We start from the raw sequence: 21,042 nt of genomic DNA, 5'->3' as shown, positions 1-21,042 counted from the left end.
GCCGTTCATCTGGACCAAGAGCGCTCGCGACATCTTGCAGAAAGTCATTCGCGCCAACCGCCGCTTAAGTTCCAAACAGAATGGAACGCTGCACTAGCACCGTCGCACAGTATCCTAGCGTAGTGTCGCTGCCAAGTCACCTTCCGCTATCCGGTGTGATTTCCATGGCATGCTCGCCGGCATCCTACTACGGCGCTCAGTACGGCGACTCCACCACCCTCATCCAAGTCCACCTGTCCGGCGAATCGTCGGCCTTGACGAGCGACCCCCGAGAACCACTCCGGACAGGCCTTGTTTAAGGCGGGGCTTTTCACACCGATGGGTCCGAGGCAAGCGCCTATCCCACAGCGTTACCGCCATGGCGCATCTCTTACGCGAGAGCCGGTCGCAATGAAGATGGCTTTTGAATCACATGAGCTCTTAATTGCCAAAGGGTCTATGCAAGGGCATGCGCGCCAGACCGGTTGAATCGGCAGCTGCAGTCGTATATTATATCTATGTTTTGTAGATACAAACCGAGGATGGAAATGGAATTCGCCAAAATCTTCCGCCATGGCGGCTCGCAGGCCGTACGGCTGCCCAAGGACTTCCGGTTTGACAGTACGGAAGTTCGGATCCGTCGGCACGGGGCGGCGGTGATCCTGGAACCTGTCCCGCAAGACTGGGCATGGCTGACGCCGCTGATCGGACCGGTTGATGCCGATTTCGAGTCGGCAGCGGTCACCCAACCTGCTGGACAGGAGCGTCCTGGACTGGATGTGTTCGAATGAAATATCTGCTCGATGCCAACGCAGTGATTGCAATGCTCAAGGGAGAGCCAACCATGCTAGAACGACTGCGTGCGCATCTGCCGTCCGATTTCGGGCTGCCGTCAATCGTTGCCCATGAGCTATTCTATGGTGCCTACAAGAGTCAGCGGGCGGCTGCGAACCTGGCACGCATCGAAGCGTTGCAGTTCGAGGTAGTACCGTTTGATGCCGAGGACGCTCAGCATGCCGGAGAGATTCGCGCGCAGCTGGCGGCCGCGGGTACGCCGATTGGTCCTTATGACGTCTTGATTGCAGGGCAGGCGAGGGCGCGTAACCTGATTCTCGTGACGCACAATATCCGGGAATTCGCCCGCGTCGAGCAACTAACGGTCGAGGATTGGCATACCGGTCACTGACTGTACCTAAATCGCCGCTGCTCGCGTGACTTTTCTACCGGTTGTCGGCCTGGGCAAACTGCGCCACAATTCGAGAGCGGTCTATCAACGGTACATGGCTTGGTATGACGCCAATCCGTCGGACCTGAACGACCTGCCGCCGGAAATGGCCGCGAAGAAGTATGTGAAATATATGAGCGGCGAGGCTGCGATCCTGCGGCGCGCCAAGGCCGTTTGGGACAAGGGCGACCGATCCGCGTTTTTGCGATGCCGTAGTAGACGCGATAGCCGGCGCCCACGTCGACACGCACTTCCCAAACGCCATCCCTGCAAACCTTGTGATCGCCAAAGGTGCCCTGCTCGGCTCAAGCAGCGAACGACGGCATGGATCCTGGCATACAGCGGTACTGCCTTCTGCGTCCCATCATCTTTCCCGCAGCCTTCGGGCCGTTCAGGCGCGAAAGGTCGACCAGTATTTCAGGCGGCATAGCCTTGATCGTGTGCAGCCTGCCAACGTCGGTACCGCCGGCCTTTGGCCGGCCCCTGCGCAACTCATAAGGTTCAGTTGCGCCTTGGCAAATGTCCTCGACCGAGGGCAGGCCCAGAGGCGCGTATTTGAACATAACGCTCGGCAACGAGTGTGTGTGTGTGTGTGTGTGTGTCTAGGCTGAGTTCAGATGTCCGGCGCTCAGCTAAGCTGAAATGTCCGATTTAGACGGTGTGGGGTTGGGGTTCGGTGCCTTTCTATGGTTTCCCGTAAGGGAGTGGTGCTTGGAAGGTCTTTTCGATGGCGGCCTGCAGATCGGCGGCGCTGAGCTGTCGCTGAGGTTTCTTGCCCGGGGCTGCCTTGCGAGGCCGCGGGGGCGTGCCGGTAGTGGTCCGGGCGGGTGCGCTGGCGCTGCGCCGGCTATCGCGCTTGGCCTGCATCTCCTGCGCCACGCGCAGGACGTGCCCGAGCCGCTTGTGCTCGACGATCGCGCCCTGGTCGATCTCCGAGAGGCGATCATAGGTGGTGTAGGGCAGGGACGCGCCATCGGCCCACAGTTCGATCCGGCCGTCCGGATACTCGGCCACCTCGAGGTAGCGGTGAATCAGGCGCCGGTGCTCGGGCTGGTCCGCCAGCAGGTACAGCGTCTTGTCGTACTGCAGCGTGAGGCTTTGCGATACCTTGCGCCATTCGCGCCAGGTGAAGATCCGCGCCAGGTCCTCATCGGCGCGCACTGCGCGATGGGCTTAAAGTCGCTCCTGGGCGGTTTGGCAAAGCGGGCGTTGAAGTCGGCCACAAAGACCGCCACGAAGGCGTTAGCGTCGGCCTGGGATGAGATCCGGCGCAGCCGCAGCTCCTTGACCAGGCGGTCCTGCAGCGTGCCGTTCATCCGCTCGACCCGGCCCTTGGCCTGGCTCGAATTGGCGCACAAGCTATCGATGTTGAGCTCGAACAGCGCGCGCCCGAACTGCGTGTAGCCGTCACCGCCAGTGGCATTGGGCCGGTTGACCCGGAACACACTGGCTTTGTCGCTATAGAACGCGACCGGCTTGCCGTGGCCCTCCAGGTAAGCCCGTGTCGCCTCGAAATACGCAAACGCTGACTCAGTCGGCACGAAGCGCAACGCCATCAGCCGACTGGTGGCGTCGTCGACAAAGACCAGCAGCGTGCAGGCCGGCGCCCGGTCCTCGAACCAGGCGTGGTCGCTGCCATCGATCTGCACCAGCTCACCGAGGCACGCCCGGCGGTTGCGCGGCTGGTGCACCTTGGGCGGACGCAGCTTGCGCGGCACCCAGAAGCCGGCACCGATCATAAGTTGACGCACCGTCTCCTTGGCCAGGCTGAGGCCATGGCGCTCGCGCAGCTTCTCGGCGGCCAGCGTCGGGCCGAAGTCGGCATAGTTGCGTATTCCGGTGAATGTGACCGCCGATTCCGGCATCGTGACCGCGGATTCCGCTTTATCGTGACCGCTGTTTCCCCGCGGTTTCCGGTTGGTCGTGACCGGCAATTCCGGCATCGTGACCGGTGATCGGTTGAGGGTGTTGCGCGGGGACGGATTCTACTCTGCCAGGCTAGGCAATGGGGTTGCCGTTGGATGTGGTGCTCGTTTTTTGAGCAGTCTTTCTCATTGAGTCGCCGGCCAGCGTGATGCGGTGAATGCGGTGCATCAGTCGATCGAGAATCGCATCGGCGATGGTGGGGTCGCCGATCCAGCCATGCCAGTGTTCGACCGGCAATTGGGAAGTGATGAGCAGCCCGCGGCTGCTGCCGCGGTCGTCGATGAGTTCAAGCAGATCATTGCGCGTGGTGGCATCCAGAGGTGCCACCGCCCAGTCGTCCAGCACAAGCAGGTCGGTCTTGGCCATCTGCAACAGCCATTTGCCGAAGCCACCACTGCCATGCAGGATGCGCAGCTCTTCGGCCAGCCTGGGCACGCGTAGATAGGCGACGGAATGCCCACGCCGGCAGGCATACTGCGCCAGCGCGCAGGCCAGCCAGGTCTTGCCGACGCCGGTCGGGCCACCGATCAGGACGGTGTGTCCGGTGGCAATCCAGTCTGACAGCGCGAGGCTAGTGATCTGTTTGCGATCAATGCCCCGTCCGGGGCGGGCATCGAGGTCTTCGATGGCGGCCTGGGGGTACTTGAGCCGGGCTCGCTGCAAGAGACGGGCAAGCTTGCGGTCATTGCGCCAGAGCAGTTCGCGGTCGATCAGCAGCGCCAGGCGTTCCTCGAAGGCGAGCGCGCTGGCGCCGGGCTGAGCGAGCTGCTCTTCCAGGGCGGCGGCAAAGCCATCGAGCTTGAGTGAGCGCAGTTGCGCGAGCGTGGTATGGGTCATCATGAGATTGGGTTCCGGTTGTGAGCGCCGGGCAAGCAAGATCGACTGCGGGTGCTGCCCAGCGGTGTGCGAGGGCCATTGAGGCGCATCGCGGGAGTTAGTGCTGCCTGGCAGACGGCGTCACTGGTAGTAGCTGGGGCCGCGCAGGTGGGCGTGGTCGGGACTGACCCACTCGGCGGGACGGGGAGCGCTTAGCCGGTCGCGGTCGGTCTCGAGCACGTTCTTGACGTGGCGGTATTGATAGGCGCCGAGCTCCAGCGCAATGGCGCAGGCGGCCTCAAGACGATCCTTGCCATAACGTTTGGCCAGGTTCAGCAGTCCCAGACAGGCGCGGTAGCCGTGCTCCGGATGCTTGTGCTGCTCGAGCAGCCGGCGCACGACGGCGCCGCTCGCACCGCCGATCTGCTCGCCCCAGCGGATGAGGCGCTGCGGGGTCCATTCAAGGTGGGCGCGGTGGGCCGCGGGCAGATGCTCGGGCACGGTGGTGAAGCCGCCGGTGCTCGCGCGCGCATGGACCGCAACGCGCTGGCCGCGGTGCAGCAGTTCGACCGCATGGGCGGTGATGCGCGCTTCCAGGGTCTGGCCGACCAGGGCGTGTGGCACGCTGTAGCGATGCTTGTGGATCTCGACGTGATGGTCCACATGGACCTTCACGATACGGAACCTGGCGATCTCATAGGGCGTCGCCGGCAACGGGCGCAGCGCCGGCGCATCCAGGGCGGCGAAGGCACTGGCCCGGCTACCCGGCAGCTTCTGGAAGGGGCGCTCGTTGAGCGCGGGCAGCAGCGCCGCAATCGCCCGGTCAACCGCATGCACGGTCTCGAAGCGCTGATGGCGCAGTCTGGCCAGGATCCAGCGCTCGACGATCTGTACTGCCACCTCGACCTTCGCCTTATCCTGCGGACGCCGTGCACGGGCAGGGAGCACCGAGGTGCCGTAATGGCGCGCGAAGTCGAGCACCGTCTCGTTAGCGCGCGGCTCATAACGGTCGGCATTGGCAATCAAGGCGCGCGGGTTGTCTGGGACGATCAGTTCAGGGCTACCGCCGATAAAGGTCAGGGCACGCACCATCGAGGCAATCCAGTCCACCATCGTCTCTCGCGGCGTGGCGCATGCGAAGGTGAAGCTCGAAGCGCCGAGCGCCGCCACAAACACGTGGGCGCGGCCGCCGTCGGCCACGGCGATGGTCGGTCCGGCATAGTCGACGAACAGCTTCTCACCGGCCTTGTGAGTCTGGCGCATTGAGCGCTTCAGGCTCTTAGCCCAGGCGTGGTAGCGCTCGCAGAATTGCGTGTGCCGGTAGGTCTTGCCGCCGGGATGAGCCTCGACATATTCCTGCCACAGCAGGGTCAGCGTGACGCCCTTGCGGCGCAGGTCCTGATGGATGCGGGCATAGTCCGGCGGCACGTAGGCGCTGTTGCGTGCGCTGGGCAGCAGGCGGGCGGCGATCGCCGCCTCGTCGAGGTCGCGTAGCTGGTCCCATGCCAGTCCGGCCTCAGCGGCCAGCGACACATACTTGGACACCACGCCCTTGGAAACTTGCAGCGCCGCGGCAATGCTGGCGTGCGACAGTCCGGACTCGTGCTTGAGTCGTAACACGTCTTTGATCATGCGTATCGTCATGGGGGGCTTGGGCATCGCTTCTCCGTGCAAAAACGCAGAAGGTTATCCACAGCCTGGGTTGAACAATACGCAACATCCCCAACCGGATCATGGCAAGCCGGACGCCACCACGTCAGTGGTGAGATGGCTCCCCGGCGAGCCGGTCACGATCGCCGGAACGGCTGGTCACGATAAACCGGAAATGCCGGTCACGATGCCGGAATCCGCGGTCACGATAATCCGGAATGACTGGTCACGATCGGCCGGAATACGCAGCATAGTTGTCGCGGATCAGCCCGAGCGCCCGCGCCGCCAGGCCCGATGGGGTCCGGTTGTTGGCCGGCTGACCCTGGTGGCGATTCAGCAAGCCGGCGGCGCCGTGCTGTTGATAGCGCCGCAGCAGGCGCAGGGCCTGGCGGGAGGTCAGCCCCAGTCTGGCGGCGGCAACCCCTGTCTTGAGATAGCCGTCTGCCAGGGCCTGGATGACCTTGAGCCGGTCGATCTGCCGCATCGTCATGGTAATGGCTCCTGCTGGCATGACGGGCTCCCGCGCGCTGGAAGCCGTCAAGCTTACGCCGGCTAAACTCGGACATTTGAACTTAGCCAGAACCGGACATTACCGCTTAGCCGCTACAGTGTGTCTGCGCATAATAATCATTATGTTAAATTGTAAACGGCCCGATTCGCATCCCCATGGAGGCGACGGACGGGATCCGATTCCGTGGCGACAGATGCCCCGGACTTTCAAGCGTGAAAGCTGAAAATGTGGCGAAACACTCTGGGCAGCGACGGCGTCTGCGGCGACGGTTGGGCGCGCATTCCTTTTCCGCTCCATTTTGGCATTGCAGGTCACCGGTAAGGCTTCGCAGTCACACTACGTCTTAAGAATGTAAGAGCCCTATATTGGGTAGGACTCGACGAAATACGCTGTATAAAGCACATATTGGTATTGCCCTGAATCGAACTAGCCGTTGATGGTTCGTTCCAGCTGCTCGATTCGTGCAAGGACGTCCTCGAACGAAGGCGGGTTCTCATCGAACATCATTGGAGCCATCGCCCGATAATCGCCGTGCAGGTCCTTGATGCGCACAGCGTTCGGGATGAGCTTCAGCGTGCCGGGACGCGCGATGTCGTAACGCGACCAGCTTGACCGGAAGAACGTCGCCTTGTGCGTCACCACTTGTGCGAATAGCCCGAGGTCCTTTGCGGCCGCCTTGCCCTCTGGGGTTTCGAGAAGCATGGCGAGGTCATAGTAGTGTCGCGAAAAGTACTGTGGTGTCGGCGACCCCGCTGGGCGATGTGCCTCCGCGTGCAGTGCTGTGGCTTTCTCCCAGAAGGTACGCTGCGCCGATAGGACCGTGACGGTACAGTCGGGTTCGTCGAAGAAGTCGGGATAATCTTCCGCCGCGTAAGGATGAATTACCCGCCGTTCGGTCGGCCAGGGATCGCCGCGTGCGCCGAGTTCGAGCTTTACCCGCGGTGTGATGTAGGCCATGCCCTGATATTCGGGTGCGTGCAATGCGATCGGATAGTGGGAGTTCACCGTCTGCGCATCGTTGGCGTCGATCTCCAGGGACCACTGGCCTTGGTTCGGCTCGCCGAGCTGCGCCACGATCACGGCTCGAAGCGCCGGTAACAGCCTTTCGGCGATGTGGTGCTCAACATCGCCCACCAGATCCTTGATGAGCTGGTTCGCTTGCTTCCGGCTGATTCCCTCTGTTTCGGGATCGCGGTCACCCGAGTAGCCGAGGTCGGCGCGGTCGAAAGACAGATCGATGTCCTCGGAAAAGCGTCGGATCGCGCCGAACGCTTTGATAGCGATGTGCCCCCTTTGAAGACAAGGGCCGCTGCGTCCTGGCGCTGCAGGCCGAACAGCCGCTTCAACGTCCAGCAGACCCAAAAGTCCTTCTCAATGATCGTATTGGCGACCCCCCGGCCAGCGCCGGTTTCGCCAAAGAGTGCGGCGCGATCCTCCGCTGGGAGTTTGGCGACCTTATCCATGGGCCTCACCCGTTGCCGCAATCGATACGAGCGTCGGGCGCATCCACGCGGGCGCCTGGATCGCGGTGGATGCGAGCGTCCGCTTGTCGCTGGCCGACAAACGACTCGCTGCGACCTGCACCACATCTGCCGCGCGCGAGGGTCCGACATGACGAAGGGCCTGAAACACGGTCCCCGCTGCACTGCCCGGGGCGATCAGGTGCTTGGGCGAAGCATGGCGAAGATCGACGATACGCTTGCCGAGCACGACACGGCGGGAGGGACCGTTGGTCAGATAAGTGCTTTTCGCCGGAACCTGAGTTGTCAGACCTAACACATTGGCCGCGCGTGCGCCTGCGATCTGCAATTGTGACCCGGTCTCCCGCGCAAGTGCCTGCGCGACGTCATCCGGTGCCGGCGAAAGCGGGCCAAGCTTCGGATGTACCTTCGGAAAGTCGTACAGGCCTCGCGCCAAACGACGAAGCTTTCCACCTTTGGTCAATCGCGACAGCGCTTGGTCAATCGCGGCCCTGGCTCCCACGTCCAGAAAGTCACTGGGTGTGAAGACTCCGCCACGCCCGGCAGCCCGGGCGCGCCTCATAATCTGGTCTGGAATGGATGGGGCAGTCGTTTTCATATGTCATAAAATAGCGTATGTTTTTCTGACGGTGATGGACCTTTTTGAGATTGTTGCCGCGCATTGGTCGGGCTACTGCCGAACTCAGGGGATAAGCATGAGGCCATCGCCAAGCTTGGCCGCCAAAGTCATCAAGTTCTGGCAGAACTTACGCTTCTCCTCTGGCACCCCTGGCTGGGCGGCAATCCATCCCTTGAACGCGCAGAAGGACTCGGGGGCGATCGCCGTCAGGCGCTCCATGACGCCCGTTTTGGTAAAGACGATCGTGCTTACCCGACCGCGACGCAGGAGCTTGGTTATCCCATATGACATGGCCGCCCCGCTGTCATCCGCAATCGTGGTCGACAGCGTGGCTTGCGGCGTGCTCGCCTGCACGGCGCCAATGATGTCGACAACGAATCCGACTTCGTTTCGCCCTCGCACGCAGCCACCCGTTCTGGGGGCGAGTATGAAGGTCGGATCCACTGGCTGGAGTGCGTGCAGGATAATCGACTCTCCGATGGGCTTCGCCGTGATGAACTGAACGCGCTTGGTCAGTCGAGCTGATAAGTCTGCCGGTACTCCGGCATGGTGACCGCCCAGTGGAGATCGCGCTCAATGCGCTGGCGCAGCGCGTCGCTGGCCTGGGGCTCGCCGTGCACGACGAATGTGCGTCGGGGCGCCTGGTGAAAGCCACCGAGCCACGTCATGAGTTCCGCCGCGTCCGCATGCGCGGAGAGGTTCTCGATCTGCTCGACCGACGCCCGCACGACGATGTCCTTGCCATGCACGCGGATATCGCGCCGGCCCGACGCCAGGGTAGCGCCGCGCGTGCCCGCCGCCTGGAAACCAGACAGCAGGATCGTACTGCGCGCATCCGGTCCGTACGCCGCGAGGTGATGCACCACACGGCCGCCGGTTGCCATACCGCTGCCGGCCAGAATGATCTTCGGGCTGTGATCCTGGTTCAGCCAGATTGACTGCTCCATGCTCTGTACCGGCGTTGCCAGACTACAGACTGCGGCACACTCGGCGGGGTCAATGCGCAACTCTTCCGGATGCAGGGAGAAGATCGTGGTCGCGTCGATCGCCATGGGGCTGTTGAGGTAGATCGGCACGTCCGGGATCCGTTTGAGCTCGCGCAGTCGGTGCAGGCAATACAGCAGGCTCTGGGTGCGACCCACCGCGAAGGCAGGAATGATCAGGCTGCCGCCGCGACCGATAGTCCGGCTCACGATTTCGCCTAGCAAGTCGAGCGGATTGGTGTCAGGATGCCGCCTGTCGCCATAGGTCGACTCCACCAGCAGGTAATCTGCCTGCCGGACCATCTCTGGCGCGCGCATGACCAGATCCTGCTGGCGCCCGAGGTCGCCCGAGAACACGATGCGCTTGCCCTGGACAAACAGCGTGACAACAGCCGAGCCAATGATATGCCCAGCCTGGCAAAACTCCGCTTCGACACCTGGGATCACGGTGAAGCGCTTACCGTATGGGATCGGCTGCAGCCGCCGAAGGGCGCGCTCGGCATCGGCACCGGTGTAGAGCGGCAGTGCCGGCCGGTGTTTCGAGAAGCCCTTGTGGTTCGCATAGGCGGCGTCCTCTTCCGCCAGGTGCGCGCTGTCTGGCAACAGAATGCCGCACAACTGGGCGGTGCCCATGGTGCAGTGGACGCTACCTCGGAACCCGTTTCGCACCAGCAACGGCAGGTAGCCACTGTGATCGATGTGAGCATGGGTCAGCACCACCGCATCAATACTGGCAGGCTCAAGCGGAAGCCGATCCCAGTTGCGCAGCCGCAAGGTCTTGAATCCCTGGAACAACCCGCAATCGACCATGACGCGGTGGCGCCCGGTGTCGAGCACGTACTTGGAGCCGGTTACCGTGTCGGTTGCTCCGAGGAATTGCAGCTGCATGCGAGTGCCTCCTGTCAGTGCGAGAACAGGACAGGAACTTTGGTCTGACGCATCAACGTCCGCGTTGTCCCACCCATCACAAGCTCGCGCATGCGGGAGTGGCCATAGCCCCCCGCCACCAGGAAGTCCGCGCCAAGCTCTCCGAGCACATCGCAAATGACAGGACCAACCGGCAGGGAAGTCTGCTCGGTCCGCACGGCAGCGACGATGCCGTGCCGCTGCAGATAGTGACGCAGCCCCGCGACTGGCTCCGAATTCGCATCCGGCGTGCCGGGCCGGCCCCAGACGGCGAGTATCGTCACCTGCCTGGCGCGAAGAAGCAGTGGCATCGCATCGGCTACCGCCCTTGCGGCTTCGCGCTGACCATCCCACGCAATCACGACATGGCCGCCGTGTAGGCGACGAACCTCGGCTGGCAGGACGATCACGGGCCGCCCCGCGTTCAGCATCACATACTCGGCCACCTCGGCCGCAAGCGATGGCACGCCGCTCCCTGTAGCGTCTGGCTGTGCGAGCAGGACGATGTCGGCCACGCGCGCCTCCTGCGCCAGGACCCAGCCGGTCTCTTCCTCCACCACGTGATGCGAGAACGTGATCCCGGGTGCGGTATCAGCCAGCGTATTGCCCAACAACTCCCCGTGCGATGCGACCTGGCCCAGCAGGCGGCGCCGCGCAAGCTCCGCATACCGCGCTGCGTCGTCGCCGGCACCACGCACGGGATCGATGCGAAGTCCAGTCGCGCTGGCGCCGATGACATGCGCTCCAAAGCAGGAAGCCAAGTCTGCAGCCATGCGGATACGGGCGGCGCATCCGGCGTCCGACCCAAGCTCGACGAGGATCGTTCTGTAATCCATCAGATTGCCTCCGCCTGACTGAAGGCATGCGGCGCCGCCCCCGCGACCGTGCTTGCCGGGGCGGTATGATTGGCCCGAGGCTTGGGCGGCCGGAGAAAGCCCGGCCCCGACGCGCAAGCGCTGCAAAGCATACAGAGCCATGCGATGCCACACCGCCTCAGCCAGGCGCCGTAGCCAGACTGCCGGAGCGCTTTCATTGCAGCACCCGTTCAGGTTTTGGTCTTGACTTCGCTTTAGCGCGAGAGATGTCTTCCCTGACCTGCCTGCGCCGGGCCAGATCCTCCGCCACATACTGCCGCGCGCCGTCCATCAGGTAGAACCAGGCGAGATCTGGAAGGAAGCCGGCATACATGCCGACCCGCGGACGCTCGTTGGCCACGGCAAGGTGCCCCGCTACTTCAAGTCGCTGCAGTGCCTGCGTGTTGCTGTCCCCGGGGACCAGGATGCTGCCGTAAGCCATGTTCGCCCCTCACTCGAGCCACAAGCCCAGTCTAGGCAACGACGCCAACTGGCACTTGATGCAGGTCAACGGGCTGGAACTGCGGCAGCACGATTCGCGTACTGCCCTCCGGGGAGAGCCGAAGGCTAGTGCGAGAAAAGCGTCGGGACGGTCATCGACGTGAGCAGCGTCTGCGTCACACCGCCAAGCACCAGCTCGCGCATCCGGGAGTGTCCATACGCACCAAGGACCATGAGGTCGGCCGAAAGGTCAACGGCCTGGGACAGCAACGCCTCCCCGGTGCTCAGCGCCGCGTCCACCGGCACTTCATGCACCCGGGCGGCGATACCATGCCTTGCCAGCCAGGCAACGGGATACTGGGGCGGGGCAAGCCATTCATCCCGGCGCTTGCCCACAACAGCGCATGACACCACATCGACGGAGTCGGCACGCCGCAGGAATGGCAATGCGTCATGAGTCGCCCTCGCGGATTCGCGGCTGCCATTCCAGGCGACCATGACGCGCCTGCCGGTCTCGCGGAACCAGCCCGCGCTTGGGATGACCAGCACCGGTCGGCCGGCTTCCAGGATGATCGTCTCGACGAAGTGGCTGGCGACAAATGCCGTCGGATCGTCGGGATCGTCCTGCCCCATGATGAGCAGGTCGCCCAACCGCGCCTCGCGCTGGACGGCTACCAGCGGCGGGCCTTCGGCGACCCGCCACTCCACCGGCACCAGCAGTTCCTCGGTCGCCCCTTCGAAAGCGCACCGGGCGACGTTGCAAGCTTCTTCCCTGCGTTGCCGGTAGGCTTCAAGGTAGCGCCCCCCGTCGGGTACCCGATGCACCCAGGCCGGATCCGCGGCATACACCGCCAGCAAGCCGGTCAGCGAAGCCTGATACTCCTGCGCCAGCTTCACCGCTAGTGACAACCGCAGGTGGCTGCGGCGGCCAGTGTCCACGTGGACCATGATGCTTGCGAAAGTCATGGCAGATGTCTCCTGGATACGGCTATCTAGCGCTTCCTTCAGGACTCTATTTGCCCCACCGCTCAAAGCAAGGAATAAGGGGCGCATGCTTGCGCAATATCAAGGGCAGCCCGCTGCAGCCAGGCCACCGCCCACGAAACCCCAGTGGAAAGCACCTGCCCGATGCCGACAGGCAAGACTTAGCGCCGCCCGCCACCACGGCAGTAGCAAGCGGTTGGTCCAGCACCGCCGTCATTGCGCCAACATAGCGATGCGAGAAAGAACACCTTGAGTTCATTCCTCGACAACAAAAAAGACCCGCCGAAGCACCGGGGGACGCCAGGGCGGGCAGAATTGCAGGGATGGACGAGTGCCACCCTGCCCCGGGGGCCATACAAGGAGAAAGGCGCTCCATATGTTGCGCGGTTCATATCATCTAAATCTGATATGAACCGCGGCACAGTCGAGATATGTTCGAAGCCGAACGCAGTGGGCATCTACCACCCCCGGCGTGAATGGGGTATCCACATCCAAAACCCATTGCATCCCTTCGTCAGCCACCCAGGCCACAAGGCAACAGCTTGGGGCCTGTCGAGGCTATCCTCAGTTTGGAGCTGGGATTCAAACGGGCACGGAAACGTGTTGGACTGGTAGACATGCGTTGGCACGACCTCCGTCATACGGCGATCACCCGGCTGGCGGCGAAACTACCAATACTGATCGGACCGGCGGCAGTCTCAGGACATCGCAGCCTGACAATGCCCAAAAGGTACCCTCGTTCTGCTGCCGACTTGGCGGGGAAGATTGGCTGACCGAACAGGGCAGCCACGACTGAAGTATGTCTTAACGCCGATGCCCTTCCCTTCCTGATCGAGCTATTTGGAAGCACAAACAAGAAACCCGCCGAAGCGGGTTAGTGGTTCAGGCGTCGGAACGAAGCAGATGTGGGGTTGCGGCCCGGTATGGGTGGCCGCCTTTGGATACGTTCGTTCCGACGTAGGCGCAGTCTATGAGCACCAGCTTACGTTCTCTATTCGGGAAAATCGCAATGGCGAGACGATGAAGTGATTCAGCGTACCACCTCGATCTCCGCCATGGGAGTGCCATCGTTCAAGCCTTCAACAACCGCTGCGCATTGCTCCATCAAGAAGGTCGCCCTAGACTAGACATCGACCAAATCGACGAGGTTGGCCACCGGCTAAAGTCCCCCGATTTGGCAACCCCCACGCCCGCGCAAAGGAGACCGACAATGGTATGTCGCGGGAAATTGATGCAGTGTGGACTGAATAGCGGCGCCGCATCACCTCGTCATCGAGAATAGCGGCGCCAGTCACCAGCTATAGGCAGGGACTCGAATACTTGCCTCGTCCAATCTTCGAAACGGCGGGAATTCGTTCCCTGAAATGAGGAACGCCTACTCTGCCGCAATCAGGAATCGCTTCGGATTCTTTCCCAGCCACGCCGGCGTTCGGCCCCGGCCGGACCATGTCTTTCCAGTCTTGGGGTCTAGGTACTTCGGCGGTAATCCTTCCTTTGCCTTCTTCGCCCCCTGCTTGCCAGCCGGGCGACCGCGCCCACGCTTGGGAGCAATATCCTCCACGGTCAGCTCGTACTCGGCCATCAGTCCCTGGATTTTCTCGACGACGCTCGCAATCTCGGTGGTGCGGACCTCAGCGAGTTGAGCTTCTAGCGCTGCCTTTTCTGCCATTAGCTGTTTGTATGTAGCCATGCTGCCTCCTTGAATTTGGGACTCGCATCATGGTACATGAGGCCGCGGCGTATTTGGAGTCGGCCTGTTTCCTACTACCTCTTTGCCAGATCGCGATCTGTTGGAGAGCGGTGTTCCGGATGCACCAGCTTCGTCCACATGCCGAGTCAGCCAGCTCGGTTTCCTGAGCTTTCGATACTGGTTGTTGGTATCGCCCCGTTGGGTGTTGCCCAACGGGGCGTGTAGCTGCGCAGCATTGTCATGCGCGTCCGCGATGTTCGGGGCGAGTGCCATTTGAAATGGGTAGCCGCCTGCGTGCGCCATGGGTACAAACTACCCATCCCCCTGAGGACTGACTCCTAGCGGGTGCGCTCTTAACTTTCCAGCGATCATCGGCTCACCTTTAAGACAAACGAACGAGGGATGGCGACACCCACCGGCTTTAGGGTGCACTGGCGCTTCGTCATAAGGGAGTTTCGTGCGCAACGACGCCAGAATCATTCTAATGGCACCCATCAGTGGCAGAATAGGCGGACCGCCGATCGCCCGAACTGCTCCAACTATGTGTCCTGCGTCTGATGCTTCCGGTTCGTCCACCCCGCCAGATTTCGACAGGGCCAATGACATGGCGCTGACGCGAAGCCAACGGCTCGGGCGAGATGCGGTCGCCGGCTGCGCTATTGCTGGTCTGCTTCTGCCGGAAGCCGTTGCATACGCCGGCATCGCCAATCTGCCTGCGCAAGCGGGCCTGGTCGGCCTGCTGGTCGGGCTGGTGATATACGGCATTGTGGGCACGAGCCGCTTCGCGGTGGTGTCGGCCACCTCATCTTCCGCTGCGGTGCTGGCGGCGGCCACGCTGTCGATGAGCGGCGCCAATGCCGCGCTGCGCCTGGCGTTCGCCGCCGGGATCGTGACGCTGGCCGGTGTCTTCCTGGTGCTGGCGGGCATGGCGCGTTTGGGCGGCATTACCGATTTCATCGCCAAGCCGGTGCTGCGCGGCTTCACCTTCGGCCTGGCCGTCACCATCATTCTCAAGCAGATTTCGGGCGTCGCCGGAATCCACCCGACGCACAGCGACCTGCCGCGTTTCGTGTACCAGTTCCTGCACGAATCGGCGGCATGGAACCTCAATGCGCTCGCCGCGTGCCTGGCGGCGCTGGTCTTGTTGTTTGCGCTGGCGCGCTTGCGTCGGGTGCCGGGACCGCTGGTGGTGATCGTGCTGGGCATCGCAGCAGCGTATGGTGCCGATCTGACGCACTACAGCATTGCCGAAGTAGGCGCGATCGATTTGGCAAATGTCACCATCGGCCTGCCCGACCTACAACGCGTACAGTGGTTGCGCGTTGGTGAGCTCGCCTTCGCGCTGGTGCTGATTCTGTATGCGGAGTCGTACGGCTCCATTCGCAGCTTTGCACTCAAGTATGGTGATGTGACCTCACCCAACCGCGACCTGATCGCGCTGGGTCTGGCCAATATCGGTTCCGGCTTGCTGCATGGCATGGCGGTCGGGGCGGGCTATTCCGCCACGTCTGCGAATGAAGCTGCCGGGGCACAGTCTCGCCTGGCGGGTTGGTGTGCCGCGGCAGTCATCGCACTGATTGTCGCCGCGCTGCTGCCGCAGCTTGCACGCACGCCCGAGCCCGTGCTTGCAGCCATCGTGATACATGCCGTGAGCCATACCTTGCGCCTCGATGCATTCAGGCCCTACTGGACATGGCGCCGCGACCGGCTGCTGGTGGTCGCGGCATGTGTCGCCGTGCTCCTGCTTGGCGTGCTCGACGGGCTGTTGGTGGCAATCGGCATCAGCCTGATGCTGACACTGCGCAGCTTCTCCGAGCCACGAGTCAGCGAATTGGGGCGCCTTGGCGCCAGCCACGACTACGTTGACATCGCAGCTCACCCTGAGGCCCGGACTCTGTCGGGCGTGCTGATCGTACGGCCGGAGGCGCCGATGTTCTTCGCCAATGCAGAACGCATGCTGGCCAGGGTGCGACACCTGCGCGAGGCGGCCGGGCCAGGGCTCCATACGCTTGTGTTCAGCCTAGAGGAGACGCCGGACATCGATGGCTCGACGATCGAGGCGATGCATACTTTCGCGTCCGAGGTGGCCGCCCAGGGCCAGCGCCTGCTGCTGGTGCGGTTGAAGCCGCCCGTGCTGGCTGTACTGACGCGCGCGGCCAACGAAACGCTGCCGCGCGAGTCGCTGCATGAACTGAGCGTGGATGAGTGCGTTCAGTCACTGGGCCAGGTATGGAAACCTGCTTAGGGAGGACCAGACGGAAAAGTCCCCCCTGCGTCAGGCCTGGATCGCAGTGCAACCGCTCAGCGTGACGCGAGCACCCTTGCGGCGACGCGACGCCTCGATGCTGCCGAGCTGCTCGTGCCCAGGCTAACTTTGGCATAGGTGGCAATGGCAAACCTTTCGGCGTTGCGCTTTAACCTTGGCATCGTGGATCGGACTCGAGGCGCCGACGTATCTCGCGATGTGCCGACTTCTCTGCGTGGCGGCGGACATCTGCTGGCGTGGTCTTGTTTTTTCGTCAGTATGATCTATTGTGAATTGGCGTTCACGTCGCCAACTCTATGAGGCTGGCATAACCAAAAACACGCACGCTTGAGCAGCCGTGTGAGGGAACATGATGCTTCGCGGACTAGTCGCGCTCCTTTTGCTCGCCCTTGGAACCTGGTCGGCCGCACAGACCAGGGGAGAATCGGAAAAAAGCATCGAGCAGGGGCCGCTTGAGAATCGAGTTAAGACCCTTGCATCCATTCAGCCGGGGCTTGGCGCCGTGATGCATGAGATGGCTTACCGTTTCACCAATATCTATTGGGCAGCAAACGGTGGCAATTGGGGATTGGCGCAGTATCAGCTCAAGGAGCTGCTTGAGGCGCAGGAAGTGGGAGAAATAACCAGGCCGCAGCACGCGTCAATGCTAAAGGCCAATGAGCAAACTTATCTCGCGCCACTTGCTCAAGCTATCGAAAAACAAGACATCCAACAATTTAATCACCGTTTCTCGGCAGCGGTAAACGGTTGCAATGCTTGCCACACTGCATTGGGCTATGGATTTATACAATTTAAGCTATCAAAGCTGCCGAAGCAGGAGTTTCTTGATTTTTCCATCAAAACCTCCCCCAAGCACTGATCATTTTCGTGTCTACAGATGGCGCCAAGTACTCATTTTAAGAGCAAGTACACGCCTACCGCTTCGTTGCAAGCCGCCCGCCACCTTTGGTGAACGCCGAACTTGTACGCGCGATCGAACTTGTCGAACAACTCCCCACCTGACGGAGCTTTTCCCCGCGACGATCCGCGCGCTGTTGGCATCCGCAATTTTCTTGGGGCGCTGCCTTTTAACACCTGATCGGAAATGCGCGAGTAGCTGGCTCAGGCTTGCTGCAGCGCCCTGACCAGCATTACCGGCACCGCGCACTTACGCACGAGGCCACCGGGGCCATGCTGCCCATCAGCAACCGGCTGACTCCACGGCGTCCATGGTGCCGCCCCATCTGCCGAAGAGGACGCGAACAATCCCTGCTCTTCCTGCAGGCGCCGCTTCTGAAGCTAATCCGAACTTGGCCATGGACGGTCGGAAGCAACCGGCCTCAGTTCGGCTCCAGAATGATGTCGATCGCCTGTTTGCCATAGTGGAGCGCCGCTTGTTCCGCGGCTTCACGGGTGAAGTAATCGGTCCGATTGGTGGACGGCCCATATTCGAAGTCGACGTCTCGGTCGGCAGAATGGTGAATTGCCACAACGTAACCCCACTTCTGTACAGATGGCGATTCCGTCCGGCCCAACTCCGAGAGCACAAAGGTAATCGCGTGGACGTACATGTCGCGATACTCCACCGTGGTCCAGCGCAGCCGTTCGCTCATGCCTGCTCTCCTGCCCAGCGTATCGGGACTGTGCGAGGTAATCAGAGTACGTACGCGCACCAGTGGTCGAATGGCACCAGCACGACTTGGCGGCACGCCAATAAGGCCCCGCGCGTTGCAGACCGTGCGGGCGCCCACGACAGTCAGGCTTCATGTGGGCCTTCAAGCCGATCAACAGACCTCCGTCCCACAAGAGGCCTTCGCTCTGGGCGCGCTCATTCCTTTTGTGAAGCCCAAGCACGTCGGACTCCTCGATGGGATGGCGGCCTCTGGTCACCCGCCCCAAGGCCGCAAATATTCCGCTCCCCGCGGGTCTTGCGAACCCCTCGATTATGTAACCTCGATACCTTGCAATAGACATGCCAAGTCTCCCTCGTATCGACAACTGAGGATCCGTCGCAGCCAATTCAACGTATGTTTAATACAGCCTAGCATGCAGCGCAACACCGCGCCGCCCGAACGCCAACTCCCCCTCGTCGGGGGGGCGCTTGTGTGGGCGGCGGTCCCACCAATCGCCCGAGTTCAGCGATCGATGGCCGTGGAGGACATCGAGCCAATGGCATAGGCCGACTGCTGGACAACCCGTCGAAACGCCCTGCGCCAGCGAGCCACCGCTCACAGCGCCCCGGGGAGTGCCTTCAGGCCGATCCGGAGCATGCCGATGACGATTTGACCGGCATGCTGAGCACGCCGGGCACCTAGAAGAGCGCGGACAGACCAGGCGCGCAGAGCATCAGTTCGACCACGGCACCCGAGGCATAGAGGAACAAGAACCAGCGCCGCATATAGGTCAACAGTCGGTTGGCTACCCGCCCAGCGCCGCCAAGTTCAACGGATGTGAATGGCCGATCCACATGGTGGCGTCGCGATGATCGCGCAATGCGTCGCCCGTATTCGGATGGAGAAATATATCCAGCATGCCGTGGTTCAGCGTCAGCCATTCGACAATGCTACCGAGGTGTGCGCGGTCGAACGCGAGCTGATACGACCACAGCGGATGGGGACCTACGGGGCGTTCATGGAAACGGCCTATCTGCGTGACGCCACCGAAGCGTGTCGCGATGGCTTCCCTGAACGCCCACGCCGCATCGCGGCTTGAAGCTTCGAAATACACATGCGCGTGCCAGTTGATGATTGCCGCTGGGTCGAGGTAAGTCATCGTGAGCTCAAGTGTGTGAATGCTGCAATTCTGCTTGCATTGGCTCCGGCCGTCATCCTGCGCGAGCAGAAAGGACCACACGAGCCTAATTCGTGGGCGTCGGTGTTAAATTTTCCGCGCACATACTCGTGTCACACAAGCTGCTCATGAATGTGTTGAGGGGCTGCAAGCCTTGCAGGCTAGGCAATTTCGCACATTTGCAAGCGTACCGTGACACCTTCCGAAGCTGGACGCATATGAAAGTGCACGTGGCCAACCGTCTGGCGCTGCCGCGCGCCCGGTGAACTGGCCGATGTAGAAGATCGTTCGCTCTCAGGCATCTAGCGCATCCTTCGCCACATGCGTTCCCACCCGGCGCAAAACGCCGTCTGGTCAGGCTCTTGCCACGTCCCCCGGCCGCCCTGAACTGGGCGGCAAAATGGCATCCCATCCTGAGTTAAGGGGGCAGATATCCCCATAGACGGTCGGGGCAGTCCTGCTAGCGCCCGCGTGGCCGTCCCCGGCGAATGCGGGCTCTTTTTTGGAGCAAAGCGGGCTACCGTGACGCGGGTGGGGCTGCCGATTGCCGAGCCGGGCGGCCGGGAGCATACTGAGCGCGGGCAACTTTCCAGTTACCCGATTTCTTCTTGGACGTTCCACGGCTCTCTGCTAACGGTCGAGAGCCGTTTTTTTACCGCCATTGCCGATGTTGACGGCGGGCTTTGCGCGCCCGTCATTGAGAGCTGCCGCCTATGTCGATTGGTTGCCGCAACCCCGCTCACAAAATGGGCAACTTCCAATGAAGATGTCCCGGGCCGCGATTCGCAGAAACGGGTACGCTCGTCCTTGAATTCACCTCACCGCAACGTGCTGACTACTTGAAGCGACTGCAGGGAGGGGGAGCGCACGGTGGCGGAGAAATGCGCCGGATCCAATTCCGGAATTATCGCAGCAACGCTCTTTGCATCGCGGGATCTGTGTCATGTGAGAGCGGTGCGGCGTACAGCGAAGCGAGTTCACACGCGTCTCGCGCGCGAGTCGGCCTTGGCGTGTTCGATCGCCTCAAGTGTTTCTGAGTCGAGCACTGCCTGGGCGTCGGACGGAATGGCAAACAGTTTGCCGTCAAAGTCATGGACGTGTAACTGCTCATGCGTAACAGCATACGTCACCAGCGCCCGGCCGGTCAGGCGCAGGGCGGCTTGGAGATGTGATTGGCCCGAAACGATCCAGTAATTGCAGTTCGACCCGCAGGCTGCCCTGCACCACTTGCCCAATCCACCAGCGCCCATTGCGCGATCCGGCGGGTTTTCTCCCGGCGTAGTGCAACGCGGCCCGCTCGGCATGCGGATTTACGACGATGTGTCACTCTGCAAGAGTTCGCGGAAGGCTGCATACTTAAGCCCGTCTCCTCCCTTTCTCCTAAGGGATTCATGCTCGCACTCAGCGGAGCTTTCTTTTTCCTCGGTCCGTGCAGCACGCCCGCTGCGTCGCGAGCGGCGCTGCAAAAAGCCGCCTCTGCGCTGTAGCGCGACCCCGGCGCCGCTTGGCTTTATTTCGCGCAATTCTGGGTGATTGCCGACCGAACGGCGCCGGCAAGACCACTATCGCCGATCGCTGATTCGCCAGCCGCATCCCTGTCGTCTCTCCGGATTTCATTCCATTTTCCCAATCTGTAAGCGCTTCCAAACCGCCAAAGACAAAACCCCCCAGCTGGGTAAGCTGAGGGGTTTTGGGGCATAAGAGCCTGGCGATGACCTACTTTCACACGGGAATCCGCACTATCATCGGCGCGGAGTTGTTTCACGGTCCTGTTCGGGATGGGAAGGGGTGGTTCCAACTCGCTATGGTCACCAGGCATAAGCGGGTGCGGCGCTGGGGTTGAGGCCAACGTCGCGAATAGGGATGTAGTGGGGGTTGTGCGTCTTGTGTCAACTGTTTTGGGCACAGTCGCGATTCCCACACCAGGCAAAACACACTGGTT

19 protein-coding genes, 1 rRNA gene and 1 pseudogene are annotated in these 21,042 nt (G+C 62.0%); 5 read left to right on the top strand and 16 right to left on the bottom strand.

Annotation, left to right across the window (positions count from 1 at the left end):
• Positions 1-527: 527 nt before the first annotated feature.
• The 3 genes from RM96_RS27530 to RM96_RS40975 all read left to right on the top strand — a co-directional run bounded on the left by RM96_RS27530 (position 528) and on the right by RM96_RS40975 (position 1,634).
• Entirely contained in the window at positions 528-770 is a 243-nt protein-coding gene (locus RM96_RS27530) for an antitoxin (protein ID WP_039014908.1), read from the top strand.
• Complete coding sequence (locus RM96_RS27525; protein WP_039014905.1) at positions 767-1,165, top strand: type II toxin-antitoxin system VapC family toxin; 399 nt, start codon at positions 767-769, stop codon at positions 1,163-1,165. The genes RM96_RS27530 and RM96_RS27525 overlap by 4 nt, the downstream gene beginning before the upstream one ends.
• A gap of 94 nt (positions 1,166-1,259) precedes the next feature.
• Positions 1,260-1,634 (top strand): alkyl sulfatase dimerization domain-containing protein, encoded by a 375-nt coding sequence (locus RM96_RS40975; RefSeq protein WP_443112281.1) that lies wholly within the window; start codon positions 1,260-1,262, stop codon positions 1,632-1,634.
• 254 nt (positions 1,635-1,888) lie between these two features.
• Here the strand turns inward: RM96_RS40975 and RM96_RS27515 are convergent.
• The 12 genes and pseudogenes from RM96_RS27515 to RM96_RS27460 all read right to left on the bottom strand — a co-directional run.
• Positions 1,889-3,030 (bottom strand): annotated as a pseudogene (locus RM96_RS27515) (ISNCY family transposase); the annotation flags it as partial.
• Between the two features lie 172 nt (positions 3,031-3,202).
• On the bottom strand, positions 3,203-3,970 hold the full coding sequence (istB, locus tag RM96_RS27510; RefSeq protein WP_039014903.1) for an IS21-like element helper ATPase IstB: 768 nt from the start codon (positions 3,968-3,970) through the stop codon (positions 3,203-3,205).
• Positions 3,971-4,087: 117 nt separating this feature from the next.
• Entirely contained in the window at positions 4,088-5,605 is a 1,518-nt protein-coding gene (istA, locus tag RM96_RS27505; RefSeq protein ID WP_039014902.1) for an IS21 family transposase, read from the bottom strand.
• A gap of 217 nt (positions 5,606-5,822) precedes the next feature.
• Positions 5,823-6,086 (bottom strand): helix-turn-helix domain-containing protein, encoded by a 264-nt coding sequence (locus tag RM96_RS27500; RefSeq protein WP_238587435.1) that lies wholly within the window; start codon positions 6,084-6,086, stop codon positions 5,823-5,825.
• Between the two features lie 447 nt (positions 6,087-6,533).
• Positions 6,534-7,469, bottom strand: a complete 936-nt coding sequence (locus RM96_RS27495; protein ID WP_238587434.1) for a nucleotidyl transferase AbiEii/AbiGii toxin family protein — start codon at positions 7,467-7,469, stop codon at positions 6,534-6,536.
• A 93-nt stretch (positions 7,470-7,562) separates the two neighbouring features.
• The gene (locus tag RM96_RS27490) at positions 7,563-8,186 is read right to left on the bottom strand and encodes a DUF6088 family protein (RefSeq protein WP_238587433.1); all 624 of its coding nucleotides are present in this window, start codon (positions 8,184-8,186) and stop codon (positions 7,563-7,565) included.
• An 84-nt stretch (positions 8,187-8,270) separates the two neighbouring features.
• Complete coding sequence (locus RM96_RS27485) at positions 8,271-8,687, bottom strand: GSU2403 family nucleotidyltransferase fold protein (RefSeq protein WP_238587436.1); 417 nt, start codon at positions 8,685-8,687, stop codon at positions 8,271-8,273.
• 32 nt (positions 8,688-8,719) lie between these two features.
• Complete coding sequence (locus RM96_RS27480; protein WP_039014899.1) at positions 8,720-10,078, bottom strand: MBL fold metallo-hydrolase RNA specificity domain-containing protein; 1,359 nt, start codon at positions 10,076-10,078, stop codon at positions 8,720-8,722.
• 14 nt (positions 10,079-10,092) lie between these two features.
• The gene (locus tag RM96_RS27475; protein WP_039014898.1) at positions 10,093-10,932 is read right to left on the bottom strand and encodes a universal stress protein; all 840 of its coding nucleotides are present in this window, start codon (positions 10,930-10,932) and stop codon (positions 10,093-10,095) included.
• Between the two features lie 193 nt (positions 10,933-11,125).
• Positions 11,126-11,392, bottom strand: coding sequence for a hypothetical protein (locus RM96_RS38935; protein ID WP_039014897.1), 267 nt, complete (start codon positions 11,390-11,392; stop codon positions 11,126-11,128).
• 125 nt (positions 11,393-11,517) lie between these two features.
• Positions 11,518-12,357 carry a universal stress protein gene (locus tag RM96_RS27465; RefSeq protein ID WP_039014896.1) on the bottom strand — a complete coding sequence of 280 codons (840 nt, stop codon included), beginning with the start codon at positions 12,355-12,357 and terminating at the stop codon, positions 11,518-11,520.
• Between the two features lie 1,393 nt (positions 12,358-13,750).
• Positions 13,751-14,065, bottom strand: a complete 315-nt coding sequence (locus RM96_RS27460; protein WP_039014895.1) for an H-NS histone family protein — start codon at positions 14,063-14,065, stop codon at positions 13,751-13,753.
• 541 nt (positions 14,066-14,606) lie between these two features.
• Between RM96_RS27460 and RM96_RS27455 the strand changes: the two genes are divergently transcribed.
• Positions 14,607-16,310 carry a SulP family inorganic anion transporter gene (locus RM96_RS27455; RefSeq protein ID WP_082016729.1) on the top strand — a complete coding sequence of 568 codons (1,704 nt, stop codon included), beginning with the start codon at positions 14,607-14,609 and terminating at the stop codon, positions 16,308-16,310.
• A 370-nt stretch (positions 16,311-16,680) separates the two neighbouring features.
• Positions 16,681-17,190: a hypothetical protein gene (locus RM96_RS40260; RefSeq protein WP_238587432.1), complete on the top strand. Its 510-nt coding sequence runs from the start codon at positions 16,681-16,683 to the stop codon at positions 17,188-17,190.
• Between the two features lie 460 nt (positions 17,191-17,650).
• On the opposite strand, the gene RM96_RS27445 is transcribed toward RM96_RS40260, so the two are convergent.
• From RM96_RS27445 to rrf, 4 genes are all read right to left on the bottom strand, one after another.
• Complete coding sequence (locus tag RM96_RS27445; protein ID WP_039014893.1) at positions 17,651-17,923, bottom strand: hypothetical protein; 273 nt, start codon at positions 17,921-17,923, stop codon at positions 17,651-17,653.
• A gap of 805 nt (positions 17,924-18,728) precedes the next feature.
• Positions 18,729-19,082: a DOPA 4,5-dioxygenase family protein gene (locus RM96_RS27440; RefSeq protein ID WP_039014892.1), complete on the bottom strand. Its 354-nt coding sequence runs from the start codon at positions 19,080-19,082 to the stop codon at positions 18,729-18,731.
• 995 nt (positions 19,083-20,077) lie between these two features.
• Positions 20,078-20,350, bottom strand: coding sequence for a hypothetical protein (locus RM96_RS27435; protein ID WP_039014891.1), 273 nt, complete (start codon positions 20,348-20,350; stop codon positions 20,078-20,080).
• Positions 20,351-20,803: 453 nt separating this feature from the next.
• Positions 20,804-20,916 (bottom strand): 5S ribosomal RNA (rrf, locus tag RM96_RS27430).
• Positions 20,917-21,042 lie beyond the last annotated feature (126 nt).

This window comes from Cupriavidus sp. IDO (assembly GCF_000812465.1).
Classification (GTDB): domain Bacteria; phylum Pseudomonadota; class Gammaproteobacteria; order Burkholderiales; family Burkholderiaceae; genus Cupriavidus.
Note: the sequence above shows the minus strand (reverse complement) of the source record. Positions and strands in the feature narration are given on the sequence as shown.

Coding starts and splice junctions, on each gene's coding strand:
- RM96_RS27530 (WP_039014908.1), top strand. CDS start 528: ATGGAATTCGCCAAAATCTTCCGCCATGGCGGCTCGCAGGCCGTACGG.
- RM96_RS27525 (WP_039014905.1), top strand. CDS start 767: ATGAAATATCTGCTCGATGCCAACGCAGTGATTGCAATGCTCAAGGGA.
- RM96_RS40975 (WP_443112281.1), top strand. CDS start 1,260: ATGGCTTGGTATGACGCCAATCCGTCGGACCTGAACGACCTGCCGCCG.
- istB (WP_039014903.1), bottom strand. CDS start 3,970: ATGATGACCCATACCACGCTCGCGCAACTGCGCTCACTCAAGCTCGAT.
- istA (WP_039014902.1), bottom strand. CDS start 5,605: ATGCCCAAGCCCCCCATGACGATACGCATGATCAAAGACGTGTTACGA.
- RM96_RS27500 (WP_238587435.1), bottom strand. CDS start 6,086: ATGACGATGCGGCAGATCGACCGGCTCAAGGTCATCCAGGCCCTGGCA.
- RM96_RS27490 (WP_238587433.1), bottom strand. CDS start 8,186: ATGAAAACGACTGCCCCATCCATTCCAGACCAGATTATGAGGCGCGCC.
- RM96_RS27480 (WP_039014899.1), bottom strand. CDS start 10,078: ATGCAGCTGCAATTCCTCGGAGCAACCGACACGGTAACCGGCTCCAAG.
- RM96_RS27475 (WP_039014898.1), bottom strand. CDS start 10,932: ATGGATTACAGAACGATCCTCGTCGAGCTTGGGTCGGACGCCGGATGC.
- RM96_RS38935 (WP_039014897.1), bottom strand. CDS start 11,392: ATGGCTTACGGCAGCATCCTGGTCCCCGGGGACAGCAACACGCAGGCA.
- RM96_RS27465 (WP_039014896.1), bottom strand. CDS start 12,357: ATGACTTTCGCAAGCATCATGGTCCACGTGGACACTGGCCGCCGCAGC.
- RM96_RS27460 (WP_039014895.1), bottom strand. CDS start 14,065: ATGGCTACATACAAACAGCTAATGGCAGAAAAGGCAGCGCTAGAAGCT.
- RM96_RS27455 (WP_082016729.1), top strand. CDS start 14,607: ATGTGTCCTGCGTCTGATGCTTCCGGTTCGTCCACCCCGCCAGATTTC.
- RM96_RS40260 (WP_238587432.1), top strand. CDS start 16,681: ATGATGCTTCGCGGACTAGTCGCGCTCCTTTTGCTCGCCCTTGGAACC.
- RM96_RS27445 (WP_039014893.1), bottom strand. CDS start 17,923: ATGAGCGAACGGCTGCGCTGGACCACGGTGGAGTATCGCGACATGTAC.
- RM96_RS27440 (WP_039014892.1), bottom strand. CDS start 19,082: ATGACTTACCTCGACCCAGCGGCAATCATCAACTGGCACGCGCATGTG.
- RM96_RS27435 (WP_039014891.1), bottom strand. CDS start 20,350: ATGGGCGCTGGTGGATTGGGCAAGTGGTGCAGGGCAGCCTGCGGGTCG.